The following is a 21,626-nucleotide window of genomic DNA, read 5'->3' as shown; positions in this document are numbered from 1 at the left end:
TGGCCGACGAACCCCGGAGGGGCCTTTGGTCTACCGCCACACCATCGACGCCACGACCTACACATTTCCGGACCTGCGCGACCTCCTCGCCAAGGCGACGCCGCCGCGCTCAGGCGACCGGCTGGCCGGGATTGCCGCCGGCACCGCCGAGCAGATGATCGCGGCGCGGATGGCGCTGGCCGACGTCCCGCTCGAGCAGTTCTTGCAGGAAGCTGTCATCCCGTATGAAGCCGACGAGGTTACCCGCCTCGTCATCGACAGCCACGACGCCAAGGCGTTCGTGCCGGTGGCTTCGCTGACGGTCGGAGCCTTCCGCGACTGGCTGCTGTCGGATGCGGCGACATCAGAGGTTTTGCGTACGCTCTCGGGCGGCATCACCCCGGAGATGGCGGCCGCGGTCTCAAAGCTGATGCGCAACCAGGACCTGATCCTGGCGGCGCGGAAATGCGAGGTCACCACCGCCTTCCGCAACACGATCGGTCTGAAGGGCCGAATGAGCACGCGGCTCCAGCCCAATCACCCCTTCGACGATACCAGGGGCATCACCGCCTCGATCCTCGACGGCCTCCTGCTCGGCGCCGGCGATGCCTGCATCGGCATCAACCCGGCGAGCGACGATCCGGCCGTGATCGCGCGATTGCTGCGGCTGCTCGACGAGATCATCGCGCGACTGAAGATCCCGACGCAGGCTTGCGTGCTCACCCATGTCACGACGACGTTGTCGCTGATCGGGCAGGGCGTGCCGGTCGACCTCGTTTTCCAGTCGGTCGCCGGCACCGAGGCCGCCAATCGCAGTTTTGGCGTCGACCTCGCGCTTCTGAAGGAGGCACAGGACGCCGGGCTGTCGCAGAAGCGCGGCACGACCGGTCAAAACGTGATGTATTTCGAGACCGGCCAGGGCTCGGCGCTGTCGGCCAATGCCCATCACGGCGTCGACCAGCAGACCTGCGAGGCGCGCGCCTATGCGGTCGCCCGCGCGTTTGCCCCGCTCCTGGTCAACAGCGTGGTCGGCTTCATCGGCCCCGAATATCTCTACGACGGCAAGGAAATCATCCGCGCCGGGCTGGAGGATCACTTTTGCGGCAAGCTGCTCGGCCTGCCGCTGGGGATCGACATCTGCTACACCAACCATGCCGAGGCGGACCAGGACGACATGGACAATCTGCTGACGCTGCTCGCTGCCGCCGGCGTCACCTTCATCATGGGCGTCCCCGGCGCCGACGACGTCATGCTGAACTACCAGTCGACGTCTTTTCACGACGCACTCTATGTCCGCGACGTCTTCGGCCTGCGCCGCGCGCCAGAATTCGACGACTGGCTGGTGCAGTCCGGCATAGCGGGCGCCGATTTCCGTCTGGCCGGCGATGCGGGCCTGCTGCCCGATTTTGCCTCGCGGCTGATCGCGTGACGCGGCGGAAACGCCGATTTCCCCCTTAGGAAACTATTGGCGCCTCTCGCGAATTAAGATGATGCCACAATATTGAGAAATTCCGGCGGCAGCGTTACGCTATGTGTCTGGCTGCCAATTTCCGCACCATCTATCGAGCGTGGCGGGGGAGCTTTGATGCGAGCTGAAAGTAACGGTACGGCCCGGCGGATTCTTTGTGTGTTTCCGCGCTACACCTCGTCGTTCGGGACGTTCGAGTATTCCTACCCGCTGACCGACGGCGTCAGCGCCTTCATGCCGCCGCAGGGACTGCTGCTGCTCGCGGCCTATCTGCCCAGTGAGTGGCAGGTCAAATTCGTCGACGAGAACCTCCGCCGCACGACCGAGGACGAGTTCGAATGGGCGGAGGCGGTCTTTGTCAGTGGCATGCACATCCAGCGCCAGCAGATGAACGACATCTGCCGCCGCGCCCATGAATTCGATCTGCCGGTCGCGCTCGGCGGTCCCTCCGTCAGCGCCTGCCCGGACTATTATCCGGCCTTCGACTATCTCCATGTCGGCGAGCTCGGCGACGCCACCAACGAGCTGATCGAGATCCTGTCGCGCGACACCTCGCGCCCCGAGCAGCAGGTCGTGCTCACGACCAGGGACCGCGTGCCGATGACGGAGTTTCCGATCCCGGCCTATGAACTCGCCGACGTGAAGAAATACTTCCTCGGCAGTATCCAATATTCCAGCGGCTGTCCCTATCAGTGCGAGTTCTGCGATATTCCCGGCCTCTACGGCCGCAATCCGCGCATCAAGTCGCCCCAGCAGATCATCGCCGAGCTCGACCGCCTGCGTGAATGCGGCATGACCGACACGGTCTATTTCGTCGACGACAATTTCATCGGCAACCGCAAGGCGGCGATGGACCTGCTGCCGCATCTGATCGAGTGGCAGAAGAAGAACAATTATGTGATGCGGCTTGCCTGCGAGGCGACGCTCAATATCGCAAAGCGCCCGGAAATTCTCGAGAAGATGCGCGAGGCCATGTTCGTCACCATCTTCTGCGGCATCGAGACCCCCGATCCCGACGCGCTGCACGCGATGCACAAGGACCACAATATGATGGTCCCGATCCTGGAGGGCGTGCGCACCATCAACGCCTACGGCATGGAAGTCGTCTCGGGCATCATCATGGGGCTCGACACCGACAAGCCGAACACTGCCGACGCGCTCATCAACTTCGTCGAAGAATCCAGGATTCCGCTGCTCACGATCAATCTGTTGCAGGCACTGCCGAAGACGCCGCTGTGGGACCGGTTGGAGCGCGAGGGGCGGCTCGTCAGCGACGAAGGCCGCGATTCCAACGTCAACTTTCTGTTGCCCTATGACGAGGTCGTGGCCTCCTGGAGGCACTGCATGGAGGTCGCCTACGAGCCCGAAAAGGTCTACGCCCGCTATCAGCATCAATGCGACTACACCTATGCCAACCGCCTCCAGGTGCCGGTGGCCCCGGAGATGAAGACCTGGGCCAACATCAAGCGCGCCCTGATCATGCTGCGAAACATCTTCTGGAAGGTTGGCGTGCTCGGCGACTACAAGAAGGTATTCTGGAAGTTCGCGCTGGGGCGGATCAGGCGCGGCGACCTCGAAGGCCTGATCGGCTCCGCGATGATCGCGCACCATCTGATCAAGTTCGCTCGCGCGGCCTCCAGTGGCCAGCAAAACGCGTCGAACTATTCGCTGCGGCTGCGCGAGGCCGCCATTCCCGCCGAATGACGCGACATGTCTGATCCGGCCGCTCCGCGCCGCCCCACCCTCGATCTGCGGTCGCTCACGCCTGCGCGCGTCGCGCTCGGCCGCAGCGGCGCGAGCCTGCCGACAAGGGCGCTGCTCGATTTCACGCTGGACCATGCCCGCGCCCGCGATGCCGTGCATGCCGTCTTCGATGCGCCGCTGCTGGCCGCCGATCTCCGCGAGCTCGGCCTCGTCGTCGTGGAGGCGCGGAGCCGGGCGGTCGACCGCAGGGATTATCTGCGGCGGCCGGATCTGGGGCGGCAACTCGATGCCGGCTCGGCCGAACTGTTGGCACGAAATGCCTCGGAGCCGTGCCAGCTCGCGATCGTGATCGGCGACGGCCTGTCGACGGCGGCGGTCCACGCCCATGCGGCGGCGCTGGTGTCCCACCTGCTGCCGCTGCTCGCGGACGAGGACGATGTCGCGATCGGATGTGTCGTTGTCGCCTCAGGCGCGCGCGTCGCGCTCGGCGACGAGATCGGCGCCATTCTCGGCGCGCGCATGGTCGTGACGTTGATCGGCGAGCGGCCCGGCCTGTCCGCGCCCGACAGCCTCGGCGTCTATCTGACCTTCGCGCCAAAGCCGGGCCGCACCGATGCCGAGCGCAATTGCGTCTCGAACATCCACAATGCCGGGTTGAGCTATGACGAGGCCGCCTTTAAGATCGTCTGGCTCGTCCGTGAGGGGATGGCCCGGGAGGTCACCGGCGTGGCACTGAAAGACGAGAGCGCCGACCGCGCCCCGCGCCGAATTGGCACGGCTTTGCCCGAATGACGGGCATTCCGGCAAAATCGCCACATCTTGATCGATTTGGCCACACTTCGCCTGCTTGCGAGGGGGCCTCGTGACCTGCTAAACCCCCCGCAGCGATTTTCCGCGCATTTTCAAAGGGCAAGCCTCCCATTGGTATGGCATTTTCAAGCCGTTCGCGGGGCGCAATAAGCTCACAGACCGAATCGATTTAGGAACTGGACAAGGCATGCTCGAAAAGCACAGCGAGAGTGAGGTTCATGTCGACAAGGTCGAGCAGGGACCTGCGTCCTCCATCGCCTTCGGGCTGGAGCGCATCGGGCTGATCGCCGTCCGGGCGCCGATCGTTTCCTGCATCGTTCTGCTCGTGCTGATCGTCGGGGCCGTGTTCGGCATCCACCGGATCAAGATCGACGATTCGCTGTCGCAGCTGTTCCGCTCCAACACGCGCGAATTCCGCCAGTATGAAGAGGTGACCAAGAAGTTCCCGGCCGAGGAATTCGACGTTCTCGTCGTGGTCGAGGGCAAGAACCTTTTGGCGCGAAACAATCTCGAGAAGCTGCGCGACTTCGTCACCGACATGCAGCTGGTCGAAGGCACGCGCGGGCTGGTCTCGCTGTTCTCGGCGCGGCAGGCGCCGGCGCCGGGCAAGCTGCCGGCCGCATTGTTCCCGGGCGATCTGCCCGAGGGCGAGGCCTATGACAAGTTTATCGAGACCGTCAAAGCCAACGAGATCATCCGCGGCAAGCTGTTGTCGGAGGACGGTACGCTGGCGCTGATCGTGCTCTCGCTCGATCCGGAGGTGGTCGCCTCCAACAAACTGACCAAGACCGTCGGCGACATCCGTGCGCTGATGAAGGAAGACCTCAGCGAGACCGGGCTCAACGTGCAGCTCTCCGGCGTGCCGGTGATGCAGCTCGAGATCCGCAACGCGGTCGAGCGCGACGGGCTCACCTACAACATCCTCGGTATTCTCGCCGGCTGCGTCATCGCCATCATCTTCTTCAGAAAAATCTCGTTCATGGTGGCGGCGGCGTTCCCGCCGATGATCGCGATCCTGCTGGCGCTTGGTGCGCTCGGCTGGGCCAATTTCAATCTCAACATGTTCCTGAACGTGATGACGCCGCTCATCATGGTCATCAGCTTCTCGGATTCGATGCAGCTCACCTTCGCCGCGCGCGACCGGCTGATCGCAGGCCAGGACAAGTTCACCGCGTTCAAGAACGCGGTGCTGGTGGTGGGACCGGCGTGCGTGCTGACGCATGGCACCGCCGGCATCTCCTTCATCGCGCTCCAGTTCTCCGACTCCGACCTGATCCGCAAGTTCGGCGAGGCGGGGCTCGCCGCCACCATCATCGCGCTGGTCGCGGTGTTGTCGCTGGTTCCGGTGTTCGGCGTGCTGCTCGTGCGCAACGAGAAAGTCTTTGCCACCAAGTTCCAGACCGCGGATGCCGGCGTGCAGGCGCTGCGCAATTTCTGCTACTGGATCGCGGTGCGCATGGTGGGCCGTCCCGGCCTGTTCAGCCTGATCGCGGTGCTGTTCGTCGGCAGCCTTGGCGTCATCTACGCCAATCTGGAGCCGCGCTACCGGCTCGCCGACCAGGTGCCGGACAAGCGCCAGGCGGTCGCCGCCAGCGACCGGCTCGATGCCAAGCTCACCGGCGCCAATCCGGTGAACGTGCTGATCCAGTTCCCCAAGGGTGAATCGCTCTATTCGCCGGAGACGCTCCAGACCATCGCGGACGTGCACGCGACGGTGGAGAAGACGGCCGGTGTCGGCAATGTCTGGTCGGTCGAGACCCTGCGCCGCTGGCTTGCGGAAAAGGCCGGCAATGCCGACGTTGCGACGCTGAAGGAATATGTCAGCGTCATCCCGGAGCATCTGGTGCGTCGATTCATCGATGCCGAGCAGGACGCCGTCGTGGTCGCAGGCCGCGTGCCGGACAAGGATTCCAGCCAGCTCCTGCCGATCGTCGACAAGCTCGATTCCGAGCTCGACGCCGTCCGCAAGAAGCATCCCGGGTATGAAGTGGCGGTCACTGGTCTTGCCGCGATTGCCGCGCGCAACTCGGCCGGCATGATCGAGAAGCTTAACCGCGGGCTCACCGTCGAATTCGCGCTGGTCGCGATCTTCATCGGCCTTGCCTTCCGCTCCTGGGTTGTGATGTTCGCCTGCATCCTGCCGGGCATCTTCCCCGTGGTGATGTCGGGAACGGTGCTGTGGGCGATGGACGAGGGCCTGCAATTCGCCAGTGTCGTGGCGCTGACCGTTTCGTTCGGCTTGGGGCTGAGCGCGACCATCCACTTCCTCAATCGCCTCAGGCTCGAGAGCAAGCCGGGCGTCGGCTCGGCGCTCGCGGTGGAGCGCGCCACCGTGCTGGTCGGCCCGGCGTTGATCTTGACCACGCTGGTGCTGGCCTGCGGTCTCGTCGTCACCGTGTTCTCCGATCTGCCGTCGCTGCGGCTGTTCGGCTGGCTCAGCGCCTTCTCGATGGTGATGGCGCTCGTCGCCGACCTCTTCATCCTGCGGCCGACCGCGATGTGGCTGATCAATCTGCACGCAAAGCTGCAGGGTGCGGACAAGCGCGCGATCTGAACCGGGTCATCCATCGGACATGGAATCGGCGCAGTCCGGGCGACTGCGCCCGCGTTTTTCGAAAAACAAACAAGCCCCGGTTCGCGAGAACCGGGGCTTGTTGCTTTCGAAGCTGGAAGGGCTATCAGCTCTTCGTCATCGTGATGTTGACGCCGCGGATCTCGCCCTTGGAGCTGATCTGCACGGTCTGCTTGGTGCCGTTGGTGCGCAGCGAGAGGTTGGCGGCGAAGCCGTTGGCCTCGACGAACACCTCGATCTGGCCGCCGCCGGCGGTGCCCTGGAGATTGCCGAAGATGTTGCGGCTCGCTTCGCTCCAGTTGCCCGAGATGCGGTCGCCCTGGCTCGTCACGTCGCTGGTGAGGTCGAACTTGTAGCTGTCGGACGCGCAGTGCAGGGCCTGCTTCAGGTTGAGGCCGCTGCCGGCGACCTTGTAGTCCGCCTTGCAGCGGATGCGCTCGGTGGAACCGTCGGACAGCGACACCGTGCCGGTGCCGGCCCACGCGCCGTCGAAACCGGCAAACGGCCCGGACGACTGAGCATGGCTTGCCGAAACCGAGAAGAGCAGCGCAGCCCCGATGCCGGCCGCCTTGATTGCCTGTCCAGATCGCCCAATGAATTGCATTTTGAATATCCCGTTTTCGAGCGACGTTCGCTTGCGATGGAGAACGTCTCGCCACATCGAAGGTTTAGTGTTCCAAGGCTGTGTCAGGTTCAAAGCCCGACAGGCAGGGATGGCGGTTCACGACACCCTCGCGCCCGGCTCAGACCCCTCGATTCCCTCTGTTTCGGTGTGTTTCTGGCGGGGAAAGCAGGGCGGAGAGATGCAGCTCTGCAACAGGTGCGCAGCAAAACGCAGCATTCCTGAATTGTGACGTGGTATCAATCTCTTACATCTGCCAATGAACATCGAGGGAAGACCTGATTTGGTGGATGTGGCGCCAATTTGGCCGCATTTGCCAGCGCTTGTGCCTTCTCCGAGGCCGCACTTTCCGCGGCGACTTGCCATCAGAACAATCCGTTCCGGTTGTCCGCCCTGTGCTGTCCGGGATCGGTGCGATTCTGCCGTCAGAATGAAGGAATACAATGCGTAAGCTTCTCGTCGCTCTCACCCTGCTGTCGGCATCCCTTTCGACGGCGGCATTCGCCCAGGCAGGACGCGGCACGGACAGCGAGCAGAAGGCCTGCACACGCGATGTGCAGAAGTTCTGCCGTCCGGTCATCGATCAAGGCGATTTCACCGTCCTGGCCTGCCTCAAGGAGAACCGGGCCAAGATCTCGCAGGCCTGCGACCAGGTCCTGAAGAACCACAATCAGTAAGCTCGGCCACTGGCTCACAAGGGCGGCCCCGCGGCCGCCTTTTCGGCCGGATCCGGAAGGGCGGCCATCGAGAGACAGGATTGGTTTTGCGGCCGTATTCCCCTATATGGGGCCGCGGCGGCATCGCCGGCATGAGCTCGCGCGAGCGAGAAAGCCCTTCCTGTCCAAACGATTGTAAACCAGCCCTCGATGACCTCTGCGAGCGAATTGCGATCCGGCAAGGGTGACCGCGACGAGAATTTTCCCGTTGCGTCCTGGATCATTCATCCGCGCCATCGCGCGGTGATCCTGGCCTACTACAATTTCGTCCGCACCGCCGACGACATTGCCGATCACGCGACGCTGCCGCCCGACGAGAAGCTAGCTTATCTTGACCTGCTCGAGGCCGAACTGCTCGGCAAGGGCGATACCCAGGCCGAAGCCGTCATTCTGCGGCGCGCGCTGGCCGAGCGGGGCATGGCACCGCGCCACGCGCTTGACGTGCTGGTCGCGTTCCGCATGGATGTGACCAAGCTGCGCTACGAGAACTGGGACGAGGTCATCCACTATTGCCGTTACTCGGCGATGCCGGTCGGCCGCTTCATGCTCGACGTCCATGGCGAGAGCACCTCGACCTGGGTCGCATCGGACGCGCTCTGCGCGGCGCTTCAGATCAACAACCACCTCCAGGATTGCGGCAAGGATTTTCGCGAGCTCAATCGCGTCTATCTGCCGCGCGATGCGCTTGCGGCAAGTGGCGCCTCGGTCGAGCAGCTCGGGCTGACGCAGTCGCCGCCGGCGTTGCTGGCCTGCCTTCAGGCACTCGCCGTTCGCAACGAAGCGCTGCTTAACGAGAGCAAGCCGCTCAGCGCGGAGGTGAAGGATTTTCGCCTCGGCGTCGATATTTCGGTGATCCACGCCTATGCCGACCGCATCGTCCGCCTCCTGAAGGTACGCGATCCGCTGCGCGAGCGGGTGCATCTCAACAAGTTCGAGCTCCTCGCTTTTAGCTTCGCCGGGATGATCGGCGAAGTCGGCCGCCGCGCGATCGGGCGCAAGGCCATTACCAAACCGGGGACTGCTCATGACGCTTGAGGCGACCTCGCCCGGCGCCAATTATGGCTCGGCCGCATCCGGCAGTTCCTTCTACGCCGCGATGCGCATCCTGCCGCGCGACCAGCGCGAGGCGATGTTCCAGATCTACAGCTTTTGCCGCCAGGTCGATGACATCGCCGATTCCGACGGCCCGCGCGACGAGCGGCTCGCCGCGCTTCAGGCGTGGCGCAACGACATCGATGCGCTCTATCAGGGCAATCCGCCGCCGCGGTTGAAGGACTACGTCGCCTCGGTAAAGGCCTTCAATCTCAAGCGGGAAGATTTCCTTGCCATCGTCGATGGCATGGAGATGGACGTGCCGCAGGACATCCGCGCGCCGGATATGGCGACGCTGGATCTCTACTGCGATCGTGTCGCCAGTGCCGTAGGACGGCTGTCGGTGCGGGTGTTTGGCCTGCCCGAGGAAGACGGCGTCCTGCTCGCGTATCATCTCGGTCGCGCGCTCCAGCTCACCAACATCCTGCGCGACATCGACGAGGACGCTGGCCTCGGCCGGCTCTATCTGCCGCGCGAGGCGTTGCTGCATGCCGGCATCACCTCGGACGAGCCGAACCGCGTGATCACCGAGCGAGCGCTGCCAAAGGTCTGTCTGCCGCTGACGCAGCGTGCCAAAGCGCATTTCGAGAAGTCGGACGAGATCATGAACCGCAACAAGCGCCGCGCCGTGCGCGCGCCGCGGATCATGTCGAAATACTATCATTCCATTCTGGACCTGCTGATCGCGCGCGGCTTCAACGCGCCGCGTGAGCCGGTGCGTGTGTCGAAGGTCACACGCGCCTTGATCCTGCTCCGTTACGCTTTCATCTGATGCAAAAGACAGCTCACATCATCGGTGCCGGAATTTCCGGCCTCTCCGCCGCCGTGCGGCTCGCCAATGCCGGCTTCAAGGTCGCCGTGCACGAAGCGACGCAGCAGGCCGGCGGCCGCTGCCGTTCCTATTTCGACGGCGCCACCAATCTCACCATCGACAACGGCAATCATCTGCTGCTGTCGGGCAACAGCCATGCGCGCGCCTATGCCCGCTCGATCGGCACCGAGGCGGGCCTCGTCGGCCCCGAACGCGCGCAGTTTCCGTTCGTCGATATCAAGACCGGGCAGCGCTGGCAGATCGATCTCGGCGATGGCCGGTTGCCGACCTGGGTGCTCGACGAGAGCCGCCGCGTTCCCGACACCGGGCTAACGGACTATCTCAAGCTGGCGCCGCTGATCTGGGCGTCGGAGGAGACGCTGGTCGGCAAGTCCATTCCCTGCGAGGGCGTCCTCTACCAGCGCCTGGTGCAGCCGCTGCTGCTTGCGGCGCTCAACGTCGATCCGCCCGAGGGCTCGGCCGGGCTTGCCGGCGCGATCGTGCGCGAGACGCTGCTCGCCGGCGGACAGGCGTGCCGACCGCTGATCGCGCGCGACGGCTTGAGCGCCGTGCTGATCGAGCCTGCCGTCAAATTCTTGCAGGAGCGCGGCCACACCGTTCAGCTCGGCCATGAGCTACGCCCGTTTGCGACCAGTGATGGCAAGGTCGGCGCGCTGGATTTCGGCGGCGAGGATGTGATCCATATCGGTGAAGGCGACGTCGTCGTGATGGCGGTGCCGCCGCGTGCCGCCTCCAGCCTGCTGCCCGGCCTGAAGACGCCGACCGAATTCCGCGCCATCGTGAATGCGCATTTCCGCATCACACCGCCGCCGGGTTCGGCGCCGATCCTGGGCGTGATCGGCGGCGTCGTGGAATGGCTGTTCGCGTTCCCGAACCGGCTGTCCGTGACCATCAGCAATGGCGACCGCCTGGTCGACATGCCGCGCGAGGAACTCGCGCAGGCGATCTGGAACGACGTCTGCAAGGCGGGCGGCGTTTCCGGCGAGTTGCCGGCTCAATTGCCTCCTTGGCAGATCGTGCGTGAGCGCCGGGCCACTTTTGCCGCCACGCCGGCACAGAATGCCCTGCGTCCGGGGCCGGTCACTGCGCTGAAAAACCTGTTTCTTGCCGGCGATTGGACTGCTACGGGATTGCCTGCAACCATCGAGGGATCGGTCCGATCCGGTGATCGCGCCGCCGATCTGGTTCTGGCCGCGCAGCGGCCCTGACGGGCATTCGTCCCGGTCAATTCCAAGCAACTATCGGAGCAATCGAGCAAGATGGATTCCGTGAACGCGACGGCCCGCGAAGCCCAAGGATCTAGGAACTTGGAATCGAGCATTGCGTCGGCCACGCAAGGCGTCCTCGGCTTCCAGCAATCCGACGGCCATTGGGTCTTCGAGCTCGAGGCCGACTCCACGATTCCGGCCGAATACATCCTGCTGCGCCATTATCTCGCAGAGCCCGTCGACACGGCGCTCGAGGCCAGGATCGGCAACTATCTCCGCCGCGTCCAGGGCGCGCATGGCGGCTGGCCGCTGGTGCATGAGGGCGAGTTCGACATGAGTGCGAGTGTGAAGGCTTACTTCGCGCTCAAGATGATCGGCGATTCCACAGATAGCCCGCACATGGTGCGTGCGCGCGAGGCGATCCACTCGCGCGGCGGCGCCATCAACAGCAACGTCTTCACGCGTTTCATGCTCGCGATGTTCGGCGTCGTGACCTGGCGCGCGGTGCCGGTGCTGCCGATCGAGATCGTGCTGCTGCCATTCTGGTCGCCGTTCCACCTCAACAAGATCTCGTACTGGGCGCGCACCACCATGGTGCCGCTGATGGTGCTTGCCGCGCTGAAGCCGCGCGCAAAGAATCCGAAGGGCGTCGGCATCGACGAGCTGTTTCTCCAGGATCCGCGCTCGATCGGCATGACCGCAAAGGCGCCGCACCAGAGCATGGCCTGGTTCGTGCTGTTCCGCGCGCTCGACGGCATCCTGCGCGTGATCGAGCCGATGTTTCCCAAGAGCTTGCGCAAGCGCGCCATCGATGCGGCTCTCGCTTTCACCGAGGAACGGCTCAACGGCGAGGATGGCATGGGCGCGATCTATCCGCCGATGGCCAACATCGTCATGATGTATGACGCGCTCGGCAAGGACGAAACCTATCCGCCGCGCGCGATCACGCGCCGGGGCATCGACAAGCTGCTCGTGATCAAGGGCGACGAGGCCTATTGCCAGCCCTGCGTCTCTCCGGTGTGGGATACGACGCTGACCGCCCACGCGCTGCTGGAAGCCGGCGGTGACAAGGCTCTGCCTGCGGCCAAGCAGGGCCTCGACTGGCTGATCCCGAAGCAGGAGCTCGAGGTGAAGGGCGACTGGGCGGTGAAGCGGCCCGACGTGCGCCCGGGCGGCTGGGCCTTCCAGTACAACAACCCGCACTATCCCGATCTCGACGACACCGCTGTCGTGGTGATGTCGATGGACCGCATGCGGCGGGAGCACGGTGCGACCGGCTATGATGCCGCGATCGACCGCGGCCGGGAATGGATCGAGGGCATGCAGAGCGACGACGGCGGCTGGGCTGCCTTCGACGTGAACAATCTCGAATATTATCTGAACAATATCCCGTTCTCGGACCATGGCGCGCTGCTCGATCCGCCGACCGAGGACGTCACCGCGCGCTGCATCTCGATGCTGGCCCAGCTTGGCGAGACCGAGAAGACCAGCAAGCATGTTGCCGACGGGGTCGCCTATCTCAGGAGGACCCAGCACCCGGAAGGGTCCTGGTACGGCCGCTGGGGCATGAACTTCATCTATGGAACCTGGTCGGTGCTCTCAGCCCTCAACATGGCCGGTGTCAGCCACAACGACGCGACGATGCGCAAGGCAGCCGACTGGCTGGTCTCGATCCAGAATCAGGACGGCGGCTGGGGCGAGGACGCCGTCAGCTACCGTCTGGACTACCGGGGATGGCAGGCCGCCCCCTCGACCGCCTCGCAAACGGCATGGGCCTTGCTTGCCCTCATGGCAGCTGGCGAGGTTGATCACCCGGCCGTCGCCCGCGGGGTGGAGTACCTGATTGCCACACAGAACAAAAAAGGACTGTGGGAGGAGCAGCGGTACACCGCCACAGGCTTCCCCCGTGTATTCTATCTACGGTACCATGGTTATCCGAAGTTCTTTCCGCTGTGGGCATTGGCGCGGTATCGGAACTTGCGGAGCACCAACAGCAGGGTGGTAGGGGTCGGAATGTGACTTTGGGGACGGGGGACTATATTACCGCGGGTAATGCCATCGACCCGCGGCCGATACTTATCGTGACCGGACTGGTTCAGGAGGCCCGCATCGCGGCCGGGCCCGGAATGGCGGTCATTTGTTCGTCGAGCAGCCCCACTCAGTTGCGGGCGCTGCTGACGGTGGTGGATCCCGAGACGATTCGCGGCGTCATCTCCTTCGGCGTGGCCGGCGGGCTCGACCCGACGCTGCGCCCCGGCGACGTCGTGCTGGCGAGCGAAGTGCTCTCCGGCGATACCCGCTGGGCCGCCGGGCTGTCGCTCGGCGACGACCTCATCGACCGCCTGACGTCGGGGCGCCGCCGCGTGGTGCGCGGCAGCCTCGCCGGCGCCGAGCAAGTGGTTACGGGGCGGTCCTGCAAGGCGGCGCTGCATTCGGAGACCGGAGCCTCTGCCGTCGACATGGAAAGCCACATCGCGGCCGCCTATGCCGCCGAGGCCGGGCTGCCCTTTGCCGCGGTTCGGGTCATCAGCGATCCCGCCCACCGCGCGCTGCCGGCGCTCGCCCGCGCCGCCATCAAGCCGAACGGCCAGATCGACCTCGCGGCCGTGCTGCGCGGCATCGTGCGCAATCCGGCAACGCTGCATGCGCTGGTCTCGACCGGCATCGACTTCAACCGCGCGCTGCGCTCCCTGCGCGGCTGCCGCGACTTCCTGATCGGCACCGAGCTCGCCGACAGCGAGGCGCTGGTCCCGGAGACGGTCTGAGCGGCTTCTTCGATCTGGCAAAAGATAAAAAGGCCCGGTTGCCATGGCGTCCGGGCCTTCTCTTTTTGATGCCTATAGCCCGATGGAGCAATAAGGACCAATTTCGGCGACAGTCACCGTAACTCTGCTGCTGCGGCACCGTTCGTGTTGGCCGCACTGATCTGGGTATTTGTGCTATTGAGGTAGCTGATTGTCCGTCACAGATCGGAGGCTGAAGAATGAGCCTTCAGATCGACGAGTTCGTAGGCAAGCCGCAGATCTTGCACGATCGTATCGATTGCTTGCTGCACGGCGACTGCCTTTATCGGGGCGATTACTGTGGCTGTGAAACCAAGCTGCGCATTCCGATGGATTGTAACGAAGGCAGCAAAACCAAGCCGTTGCTGGATAATCTGCTTCAATTCGGTGGAGGTGACTTGTTGACGGGTACTCACGGACACAAACTCCAAGGACTTCGAACACCAACATGTGGTGATCCGCCGCCTCTCACACAAGTCCGCATCGAACGCCTGGCATCACTTACCGATCTCCTGATCGGGTATCCTTCTCCTTCGAAAGCCTGGGTCTGAGATCCAATCCTCTCGCCATCAGCCTCACGGTACCGCCGAGCCCATTTGCCAGCCGCTCAGCCTCGTCGTTAAGAACAGCGATTAACTGCTCGAAGCTTAGACGCTCCCCCGTTTTTGGATGTTCCCACTGACGATGCCTTGCGATGGTCACGAGTAGACAGCCCGCGCGGCACTCATCGGCCGTCATGTATTTGGCCAGGAGCTGATCGCAGATGCTCCCTGAAAAGCTCACGATCGATCGGCACCGGCCGGGTTGTGACGACGATGCGCGCACGGCTCAACTGACCAGCCAGCGCCTTGTTGAGCCGCTTAAGTGCCTGCTCGAAGCTACCAAGCGTAAGCTTCAGCTCATCGTAGGAATCTAGGAAGAACGTCGCTGTTTCGGATTGAGATCGTAGCCACGCGTCAAAGCGCAATCCTCCTCATGGCTAAGCATGTCGCGAACTGAGCTTCCTGACAGGGTCGCAAGTTCCAGAAAGAACGCAGGCTCTCCCGCGCTCCAGAGCCTGGCCTGCTGTGCCTGGCACTCATACGTCTTTCCCGCCCCAGCCTCCGAGACCATGATGACGCGTTGCGAGAGCAAGAGCTCGTCCCAGCCGAAATTGCCGCGCCAACCAATGCGAGCAAGCATCGAGGCTCTTTCGATATCGGCGACCTCGACGTCAGACAGGTCTCGAAAAGAACGCTGGATGGCTGGTGGAGTGACGGAGGAATCTGTTCTTTGAGGCATCACGTTGCTACGCATAAGCTGATGAAAGAGGGAGCTCGATTCGCTATCAGCAGGTTAGCAGCACATGGCGATCATGGAATTGTGGTGACAGCGCTGAACTGCCCCCTAAAGCGAGACACGATAGTCGCAGTGACAGGCATTTCGAGGGTGACCTGCGGGCAGCATGAGAAAGAACCGTCAGATTCCAATGGCTTCTAAAATGAAGGCGAAAGTGCGCTGGCACAGTTCCGCCGGATCCTCGACGAAGCAAACATGGAGTGAGGATCGCCCGTCCATTGGATTTCGGAAAAGCAGGGAGCGCGCGCGTGGCGCAGGGCAGCTAGGCCGGTAGCGATTTCCAAAATGGGCCAGCATCGCATATTGCCACTGTTTTGCCCGACGGGTCAAACGGTATTCGTAAAATACGAAATTCGTGCCACCGTGAATCGCGCCCGGCTGACGGCATATCTGGCTGCGAAAACGAACCCACGCCGCAGATGCCGCGAGCCTTGCCGGTTTGCTGCTGATTTGCTCGACGCGTCAATCATTTGACCGACCGGCCTCTGTGCCGGCCAGCAGTCGCGCCTCTACTGTGCATGGGGTTGTTTTTCATTTTTCTGCGTAAGGGCAGCCCGGCCCAGTAAGGAGGGGAGCGTAGCCCGCACACCGCTCCCCTTTTGCTCCGGGACTTGGCTGAACAAATGAAAAAGCCCGGTCGCCATCGCGACCGGGCTTTTTTCGTTCGTGCCGACTCGCGCTCTTACGCAGCAGTCGACGCCTTCCGTGCGGCCTTCTCCTGCGCGGCGGCGGCCTCGTCCTTGCGGATCTCCGACAGGCGCTTCTGCACTTCCGCCGAGAAGATGTACTGCGCCGGGCGCTGCTTGGACATGTCGATCTCCGGCGCCATCGGGCCGGTGGTCCTGACGCCGCGCAGCGACACCCACATCGCCTTCAGCGGATTGTTGAACGCTGCGGTGGCCGCCGTCGGCTCGTAGCCGCAATGGGCCATACAGTCGGCGCACTTCTCGTACTTGCCGGTGCCGTAGGTCTCCCAGTCGGTGGTGTCCATCAGCTCCTTGAAGGTCTTGGCATAGCCTTCGCCGAGCAGATAGCAGGGCTTCTGCCAGCCGAAGATGTTGCGCGCGGGCATGCCCCACGGCGTGCACTCGTATTCCTGGTTGCCGGCGAGGAAGTCCAGGAACAGGCCGGAATGCATGAAATTCCACTTCTTGCCCTTGCCCAACGCAAAGACGTCGCGAAACAGCTTCTTGGTCTTGGTGCGGTTGAGGAAGTGCTCCTGGTCCGGCGCACGCTCATAGGCGTAGCCGGGCGACATCGACACGCCGACGCCGAGCTCGGTGGTGAAGTCGAGGAATTTTGCGATCTCCTCGGCCGGATGACCGTCGAAGATGGTGGCGTTGACGTTGACGGTGAAGCCGCGCGCCTTGGCCGCCTTGATCGCCGAGACGGCGCGGTCGAACACGCCCTTCTGCGACACGGCCTTGTCGTGATGGTCCTTCAGGCCGTCGAGATGCACGGAGAAGAACAGATAGGGCGAGGGCTCGAACAGATCGAGCTTCTTCTCGAGCAGCAGCGCGTTGGTGCAGAGCGAGACGAACTTCTTGCGCGCGACGAGGCCGCGCACGATCTCGCCGATCTCCTTATGGATCAGCGGCTCGCCGCCGGGAATGGCAACCATCGGCGCGCCGCACTCGTCGGCCGCGTCCCAGCACTCCTGTGCGGTCATGCGGCGATTGAGGATCGCATCCGGATAATCGATCTTGCCGCAGCCGACGCAGGCGAGGTTGCAGCGAAACAGCGGCTCCAGCATCAGAACGAGCGGATAGCGCTTGCGGCCAAGCAGTTTCTGCTTGAGCAAATAGCCGCCGATACGCATTTCCTTGAAGAAGGGGATAGCCATTACAAGTTTCTCTCTGGGCTTGAAATTCGGGTGGGTCAGCTCGCAGCCAGTTGGGCCGGAAGCCGGAATTCGATCTTTTCCTCGCGGCCCGGCAGCACCGAGACCTTGACCGGTCCGATCCGCCGCATCGCTTCGATTACGTCATCCACGAGTACCTCGGGCGCCGAAGCGCCGGCCGTGACGCCGACGGTCCTGGCATCTTCCAACCACTCCGGATTGAGCGCGCTGCCGTCGGCAATCAAATAACTCGCGACGCCGGCCTCAGTGCCGATTTCGCGGAGCCGGTTCGAGTTCGAGCTATTGGCAGCGCCCACCACCAAGATCACGTCGACCAGCTTGCTTAAGTCCCTTACCGCAGATTGGCGGTTTTGTGTCGCATAGCAGATATCCCGGATATCCGGGCCTTGAATATCTGTAAAGCGGGCCTGGAGGGCCGCAATAACGTCCTTGGTGTCGTCGACCGACAACGTGGTCTGGGTGATGTAGGCCATTGGCGTATCTGCCGGCAGCGTAAGGGCATTAACCTCATCAACGCTCTGGACCAGCAGCACGGGGGCGGGAACCTGGCCCATCGTGCCCTCGACCTCGGGGTGGCCGGCATGGCCGATCAGGATCAGGGTGCGTCCCTTGGTGATGTAGCGCTTCCCCTGATTGTGAACTTTCGTGACCAGGGGGCAGGTGGCATTGAGCACCGGAAGGTCGCGCGCGGCGGCCTCCTCCTCAACGCTGCGGGCGACGCCATGGGCGCTGAAAACCGTCACCGCCTTCGGCGGCACCTCGGACAATTCCTCGACGAAGATCGCGCCCTTGTTCTTCAGGCTCTCGACCACGTATTTGTTGTGCACGATCTCGTGGCGCACATAGACGGGCGGGCCATACTTCTCCAGCGCCCGTTCCACGATCTCGATCGCACGCACCACGCCCGCGCAAAAGCCACGCGGCTGCGCCAGATAAACTTCCATAGGACGCCCATCACGCAAGTTGCACCACTCCGCTTCTCAAGTTCCCGGCGGCACCTCGATACTGCCTAATGGTTGCAATAACCGCACCAGGGGGTTCGCGCAGGCGGTAACTGCCCACCTACGAGGCCCCGGCGCCTGGAGGCGCATCGCTTTGTGTCAAAAAATCGGCAAAAAGGAAAGGTGGGATGAAGCCGGGTTCCGTGCCGGCAGAACGATGCGGTATTAGAATACACCTTCCCGGCGCGCAAAATGGCAACATTTGTGCCCAGTTCTTCGTCACGTTCTCGCCTCAACTTCCCGGCTATACCGACCGCCCCGCATGATTTTTCCGCGGCCTGTCGCCGTTTACCTCGAACCTTGTTGCGGCGAGAACCACTCAAAACAGCAATAGGTTTCGCCTCGGAACTCCGATAAACAGCGGGCGTTTTCGGCAAGCTGTTCACACAGAAAGAAAAGAAGTGCTGCAAAGCGTAGTCGTTGCCATCGTCAGGGCCTGCACCCGGTTTGCCCCCCTCGTCGTCGTTCTCGGGCTCCTGCTGGCGGTGGGGGCCGGCTATTACACGTCGCAGCATTTCGCCATCAACACCGACATCAATTCGCTGATTGCCCAAAATCTGGACTGGCGCCAACGCGACCAGCAATTCGATCGCGCTTTCGACCGCGATGCGACGATCACGGCGGTGGTCGAAGCCAAAACGCCGGAGATGGCTACTGCGGCGTCGGACGCGCTCTATGCCAAGCTGAAGGACGACAAAACCGACTTCCAGTCGATGCAGCAGCTCGGCACCGGCGAGTTCTTCGAGAAGAACGGCCTGTTGTTCCTGCCGACCGAGGAGGTCGCCAAGGTCACCGGCCAGTTCGAATCCGCCGCGCCCCTGATCGAGATCATGGCGGGCGATCCCTCGATCCGCGGCCTGACCGGCGCGCTGGAGACGGGACTTGCCGGCGTCAAGCGCGGCCAGGTCAAGCTCGACAATACCGCGCGGCCTTTCAACCTGATCGCGCAGACCGTCGAGACCGTGCTCAACAAGGGCAATGCGAGCTTCTCCTGGCGCGAGCTCGTCAGCGACGAGCCGCTGTCGGATTCCGACAAGCGCGCCTTTATCGAGTTCAAGCCGATCCTCGACTACAACGCGCTGGAGCCCGGCAAGGGCGCCACCGACGCGATCCGGAAAGCGGCGGCCGATCTGGATTTCCCGACCAAATACCAGGCGCGGGTGCGGCTGACCGGCCCGGTCCCGATCGCGAACGAGGAATACGCTACCGTCCAGGAAGGCGCCGTCGTCAACGGCATCGGTACCGTCCTCGTCGTGCTGCTCATCCTGTGGCTGGCGCTGCATTCGGCGAAGATCATCTTCGCCGTGTTCATCAATCTCTTCGTCGGACTTGCGATCACGACCGCTGCCGGCCTGATGATGGTCGGCTCGCTCAACCTGCTGTCGATCGCGTTCGCGGTGCTGTTCGTCGGTCTCGGCGTCGATTTCGGCATCCAGTACAGCGTCCGCTACCGTTCGGAGCGCTACAAGCACAACGACCTCTCGGGTGCGCTGGTGCTGGCGGCGAAGCGTTCGGCTGTGCCGCTGTCGCTCGCGGCGATGGCGACCGCGGCCGGCTTCCTCTGCTTCATGCCGACCGACTACAAGGGCATCTCCGAACTCGGCCAGATCGCCGGCGTCGGTATGCTGGTGGCCTTCCTCTCGAGCATCACTATTCTGCCGGCGCTGCTGAAGCTGCTGAATCCGCCCGGCGAGCAGGAGCCGGTCGGTTACGCCTTCCTGGCGCCGCTCGATCACTTTCTGGAGAAGCACCGTGTGCTGGTCGTCGGCGGCACGCTGCTGCTGGCGCTCGCCGGCCTGCCGCTGCTCTACTTCATGAAGTTCGACTTCAACCCGATGAACCTGCGCAACCCGAAGGCCGAGTCGATCGCGACTTTCCTCGACCTGCGCAAGGACCCCAACACCGGCGCCAATGCCATCAACGTGATGACCAATTCGGAAGAGCAGGCAAGGCAGGTCGAGGCGAAGCTCGAGAAGGTGCCGGAAGTGCTGCGGGTGATGTCGCTCGACAGTTTCGTGCCGCAAGATCAGCCGCCGAAGCTGAAGCTGCTCGCGCAGGGCGCCAAGGTGCTGAACCCCGCGCTCAATCCGGACCAGATCGACGCGGCGCCGACGGACAAGGAGAACGTCGACTCGCTGAAATCCTCGGTCGAGAATCTGCGCCGGACCGCGGGTGACGCGAAGGGTCCGGGTGCGGTCGCCTCGCGCCGGCTTGCCGATGGCCTCGAGAAGCTCGCCAATGGCGACGAGGCGACGCGGAACAAGGCGCAGGACGTGTTCGTCACGCCGATGAAGATCGTGTTCGACCAGCTCCGGAACGCGTTGCAGGCCGAGACGGTCACCCAGAAGTCACTGCCGCCAGATCTCGTGAGTGCCTGGAAGAGCAAGGATGGCATCATCCGCGTCGAGGCGCTGCCCAAGGGCGATCCGAACGACAACGACACGCTGCGCAAGTTTGCAGCGGCGGTGCTCGTTGCCGAGCCGACCGCGATCGGCGGCCCGGTCTCGATCCTGAAATCCGGCGACACCGTGGTGAAGGCGTTCATCCACGCCGGCATCTACGCGTTGCTGGTGATCGGCCTGTTGCTTTGGATCACGCTGCGGCGGTTCGTCGACGTGCTGATGACGCTGGTGCCGCTGTTGGTGGCCGGCGCGGTCACGCTCGAAATCTGCGTGTTGATCGGCCTGCCGCTCAATTTCGCCAACATCGTCGCGTTCCCGCTGCTGCTCGGCGTCGGCGTCGCCTTCAAGATCTATTATGTCGTGGCCTGGCGCTCGGGCAGGACGAACCTGCTCCAGACCAGCCTGACGCGCGCGATCTTTTTCAGCGCGCTGACGACAGCAACCGCGTTCGGCAGCCTGTGGCTGTCGAGCCACCCTGGAACGTCCAGCATGGGCAAGCTGCTCGCACTCTCGCTGGTGACGACGCTTGCCGCTGTGCTGCTGTTCCAGCCAGCCCTAATGGGCAAACCCCGCAATCTCAGAGAGTAGGCAGATGTCGCCGACCGGATCGGCGGCGCTCTTCTGACCGGGCTTGACGGTCGCGGCGGTCTTCGGGGCGGCAGGGGCCGGGGCCGGAGCGGTGGCGCCCGTCGTGCCGCCTGTCGTGCCTTGGGCTTTCGGCGCCGCGCCGGTGGGCTTCGGTGCGCCCTTGGCCATGGCGTTGGCGGGGCTCAAAGGAATCGGCGGGCCGACCCGGGTCCAGGTCTCGCCGCCGCAAAGGAAGCCCATCACGCAGCCCTTGATTTCGAGCTGGTCGGTGCCAACAGGCGTGATGGTCGCGCTGTAGAGCTGGCCGTCTTTCGCGTTGTAGACCTGTCCCTCCCACTGATCGGCGCCGGGCTTCTTCTTCATGTCGATCAGGGTCGGCATGCCCAGCGTCGGCCTGTTCTTTTTTGACGCATCCGGGTTGTTCTCGTCGCGGCCACCGGGCTGCTTTTCCCAGGAAACCGCGCCCCACATGCTGCCACTGCACTGGGCGACGCGGATGTTGGCGACGCCGTCGGCGACCCGCCAGTCGCCGGTGGGATCAACGGCGAGCGCGGGAGTCAGGCCGGTGTAACCGCCAGCCAGTATTAATCCGGTGTAAAGGGCCAAACGCATGATAGTTCCTCGGCAGTGCAACATGGTCTAAAGCTGTG

General features: G+C 63.5%; 16 protein-coding genes. 11 read left to right on the top strand and 5 right to left on the bottom strand.

Going from position 1 to position 21,626, the window contains the following annotated elements; genetic code table 11:
- The first annotated feature begins 25 nt into the window (after positions 1 to 25).
- The 4 genes from IVA80_RS34875 to IVA80_RS34860 all read left to right on the top strand — a co-directional run bounded on the left by IVA80_RS34875 (position 26) and on the right by IVA80_RS34860 (position 6,515).
- A complete protein-coding gene (locus IVA80_RS34875) occupies positions 26 to 1,408 on the top strand; it encodes an ethanolamine ammonia-lyase subunit EutB (RefSeq protein ID WP_247439651.1) in 1,383 nt (460 codons plus the stop codon).
- A gap of 156 nt (positions 1,409 to 1,564) precedes the next feature.
- Positions 1,565 to 3,151 carry a B12-binding domain-containing radical SAM protein gene (locus IVA80_RS34870; protein WP_247439650.1) on the top strand — a complete coding sequence of 529 codons (1,587 nt, stop codon included), beginning with the start codon at positions 1,565 to 1,567 and terminating at the stop codon, positions 3,149 to 3,151.
- A 6-nt stretch (positions 3,152 to 3,157) separates the two neighbouring features.
- Positions 3,158 to 3,943 (top strand): ethanolamine ammonia-lyase subunit EutC, encoded by a 786-nt coding sequence (gene eutC, locus IVA80_RS34865; protein ID WP_247439649.1) that lies wholly within the window; start codon positions 3,158 to 3,160, stop codon positions 3,941 to 3,943.
- A 205-nt stretch (positions 3,944 to 4,148) separates the two neighbouring features.
- Entirely contained in the window at positions 4,149 to 6,515 is a 2,367-nt protein-coding gene (locus IVA80_RS34860; RefSeq protein ID WP_247439648.1) for an MMPL family transporter, read from the top strand.
- A 124-nt stretch (positions 6,516 to 6,639) separates the two neighbouring features.
- On the opposite strand, the gene IVA80_RS34855 is transcribed toward IVA80_RS34860, so the two are convergent.
- Positions 6,640 to 7,137 carry a hypothetical protein gene (locus IVA80_RS34855; RefSeq protein WP_247439647.1) on the bottom strand — a complete coding sequence of 166 codons (498 nt, stop codon included), beginning with the start codon at positions 7,135 to 7,137 and terminating at the stop codon, positions 6,640 to 6,642.
- Between the two features lie 461 nt (positions 7,138 to 7,598).
- On the opposite strand from IVA80_RS34855, the gene IVA80_RS34850 reads away from it, so the two are divergent.
- The 6 genes from IVA80_RS34850 (at position 7,599) to IVA80_RS34825 (ending at position 13,768) form a co-directional block, all read left to right on the top strand.
- Positions 7,599 to 7,832: a cysteine rich repeat-containing protein gene (locus IVA80_RS34850; RefSeq protein ID WP_247439646.1), complete on the top strand. Its 234-nt coding sequence runs from the start codon at positions 7,599 to 7,601 to the stop codon at positions 7,830 to 7,832.
- Between the two features lie 189 nt (positions 7,833 to 8,021).
- A complete protein-coding gene (gene hpnC / locus IVA80_RS34845) occupies positions 8,022 to 8,906 on the top strand; it encodes a squalene synthase HpnC (protein ID WP_247439645.1) in 885 nt (294 codons plus the stop codon).
- Positions 8,896 to 9,735, top strand: coding sequence for a presqualene diphosphate synthase HpnD (gene hpnD / locus IVA80_RS34840; RefSeq protein ID WP_247439644.1), 840 nt, complete (start codon positions 8,896 to 8,898; stop codon positions 9,733 to 9,735). The genes hpnC and hpnD overlap by 11 nt, the downstream gene beginning before the upstream one ends.
- A complete protein-coding gene (hpnE, locus tag IVA80_RS34835; protein WP_247439643.1) occupies positions 9,735 to 11,003 on the top strand; it encodes a hydroxysqualene dehydroxylase HpnE in 1,269 nt (422 codons plus the stop codon). The genes hpnD and hpnE overlap by 1 nt, the downstream gene beginning before the upstream one ends.
- A gap of 51 nt (positions 11,004 to 11,054) precedes the next feature.
- Positions 11,055 to 13,022: a squalene--hopene cyclase gene (shc, locus tag IVA80_RS34830; RefSeq protein ID WP_247439642.1), complete on the top strand. Its 1,968-nt coding sequence runs from the start codon at positions 11,055 to 11,057 to the stop codon at positions 13,020 to 13,022.
- On the top strand, positions 13,019 to 13,768 hold the full coding sequence (locus IVA80_RS34825; protein ID WP_247439641.1) for a phosphorylase: 750 nt from the start codon (positions 13,019 to 13,021) through the stop codon (positions 13,766 to 13,768). The genes shc and IVA80_RS34825 overlap by 4 nt, the downstream gene beginning before the upstream one ends.
- Positions 13,769 to 13,965: 197 nt before the next feature.
- Here the strand turns inward: IVA80_RS34825 and IVA80_RS34820 are convergent, their stop codons facing one another.
- The 3 genes from IVA80_RS34820 to ispH all read right to left on the bottom strand — a co-directional run bounded on the left by IVA80_RS34820 (position 13,966) and on the right by ispH (position 17,929).
- On the bottom strand, positions 13,966 to 14,202 hold the full coding sequence (locus IVA80_RS34820; protein ID WP_247439640.1) for a hypothetical protein: 237 nt from the start codon (positions 14,200 to 14,202) through the stop codon (positions 13,966 to 13,968).
- A gap of 1,604 nt (positions 14,203 to 15,806) precedes the next feature.
- A complete protein-coding gene (gene hpnH, locus IVA80_RS34815) occupies positions 15,807 to 16,967 on the bottom strand; it encodes an adenosyl-hopene transferase HpnH (protein WP_247439639.1) in 1,161 nt (386 codons plus the stop codon).
- Positions 16,968 to 17,002: 35 nt separating this feature from the next.
- Entirely contained in the window at positions 17,003 to 17,929 is a 927-nt protein-coding gene (ispH, locus tag IVA80_RS34810) for a 4-hydroxy-3-methylbut-2-enyl diphosphate reductase (protein WP_247439638.1), read from the bottom strand.
- 458 nt (positions 17,930 to 18,387) lie between these two features.
- Here ispH and IVA80_RS34805 point away from each other — a divergent pair, with 458 nt between their 5' ends.
- On the top strand, positions 18,388 to 20,976 hold the full coding sequence (locus IVA80_RS34805) for an MMPL family transporter (protein ID WP_247439637.1): 2,589 nt from the start codon (positions 18,388 to 18,390) through the stop codon (positions 20,974 to 20,976).
- Here IVA80_RS34805 and IVA80_RS34800 read toward each other — a convergent pair.
- Positions 20,944 to 21,588, bottom strand: coding sequence for a DUF2147 domain-containing protein (locus IVA80_RS34800; RefSeq protein ID WP_247439636.1), 645 nt, complete (start codon positions 21,586 to 21,588; stop codon positions 20,944 to 20,946). The two genes, IVA80_RS34805 and IVA80_RS34800, sit on opposite strands and share 33 nt — an antisense overlap.
- Positions 21,589 to 21,626 lie beyond the last annotated feature (38 nt).

This window comes from Bradyrhizobium sp. 139, assembly GCF_023074175.1.
GTDB lineage: Bacteria > Pseudomonadota > Alphaproteobacteria > Rhizobiales > Xanthobacteraceae > Bradyrhizobium.
This window is presented reverse-complemented; position numbering and strand designations above follow the sequence as displayed.

Bases quoted from the DNA above. Each gene is read 5' to 3' on its own strand.
- IVA80_RS34870 (WP_247439650.1), top strand. From the start codon at position 1,565: ATGCGAGCTGAAAGTAACGGTACGGCCCGGCGGATTCTTTGTGTGTTT.
- eutC (WP_247439649.1), top strand. From the start codon at position 3,158: ATGTCTGATCCGGCCGCTCCGCGCCGCCCCACCCTCGATCTGCGGTCG.
- IVA80_RS34860 (WP_247439648.1), top strand. From the start codon at position 4,149: ATGCTCGAAAAGCACAGCGAGAGTGAGGTTCATGTCGACAAGGTCGAG.
- IVA80_RS34855 (WP_247439647.1), bottom strand. From the start codon at position 7,137: ATGCAATTCATTGGGCGATCTGGACAGGCAATCAAGGCGGCCGGCATC.
- IVA80_RS34850 (WP_247439646.1), top strand. From the start codon at position 7,599: ATGCGTAAGCTTCTCGTCGCTCTCACCCTGCTGTCGGCATCCCTTTCG.
- hpnC (WP_247439645.1), top strand. From the start codon at position 8,022: ATGACCTCTGCGAGCGAATTGCGATCCGGCAAGGGTGACCGCGACGAG.
- hpnD (WP_247439644.1), top strand. From the start codon at position 8,896: ATGACGCTTGAGGCGACCTCGCCCGGCGCCAATTATGGCTCGGCCGCA.
- hpnE (WP_247439643.1), top strand. From the start codon at position 9,735: ATGCAAAAGACAGCTCACATCATCGGTGCCGGAATTTCCGGCCTCTCC.
- shc (WP_247439642.1), top strand. From the start codon at position 11,055: ATGGATTCCGTGAACGCGACGGCCCGCGAAGCCCAAGGATCTAGGAAC.
- hpnH (WP_247439639.1), bottom strand. From the start codon at position 16,967: ATGGCTATCCCCTTCTTCAAGGAAATGCGTATCGGCGGCTATTTGCTC.
- ispH (WP_247439638.1), bottom strand. From the start codon at position 17,929: ATGGAAGTTTATCTGGCGCAGCCGCGTGGCTTTTGCGCGGGCGTGGTG.
- IVA80_RS34800 (WP_247439636.1), bottom strand. From the start codon at position 21,588: ATGCGTTTGGCCCTTTACACCGGATTAATACTGGCTGGCGGTTACACC.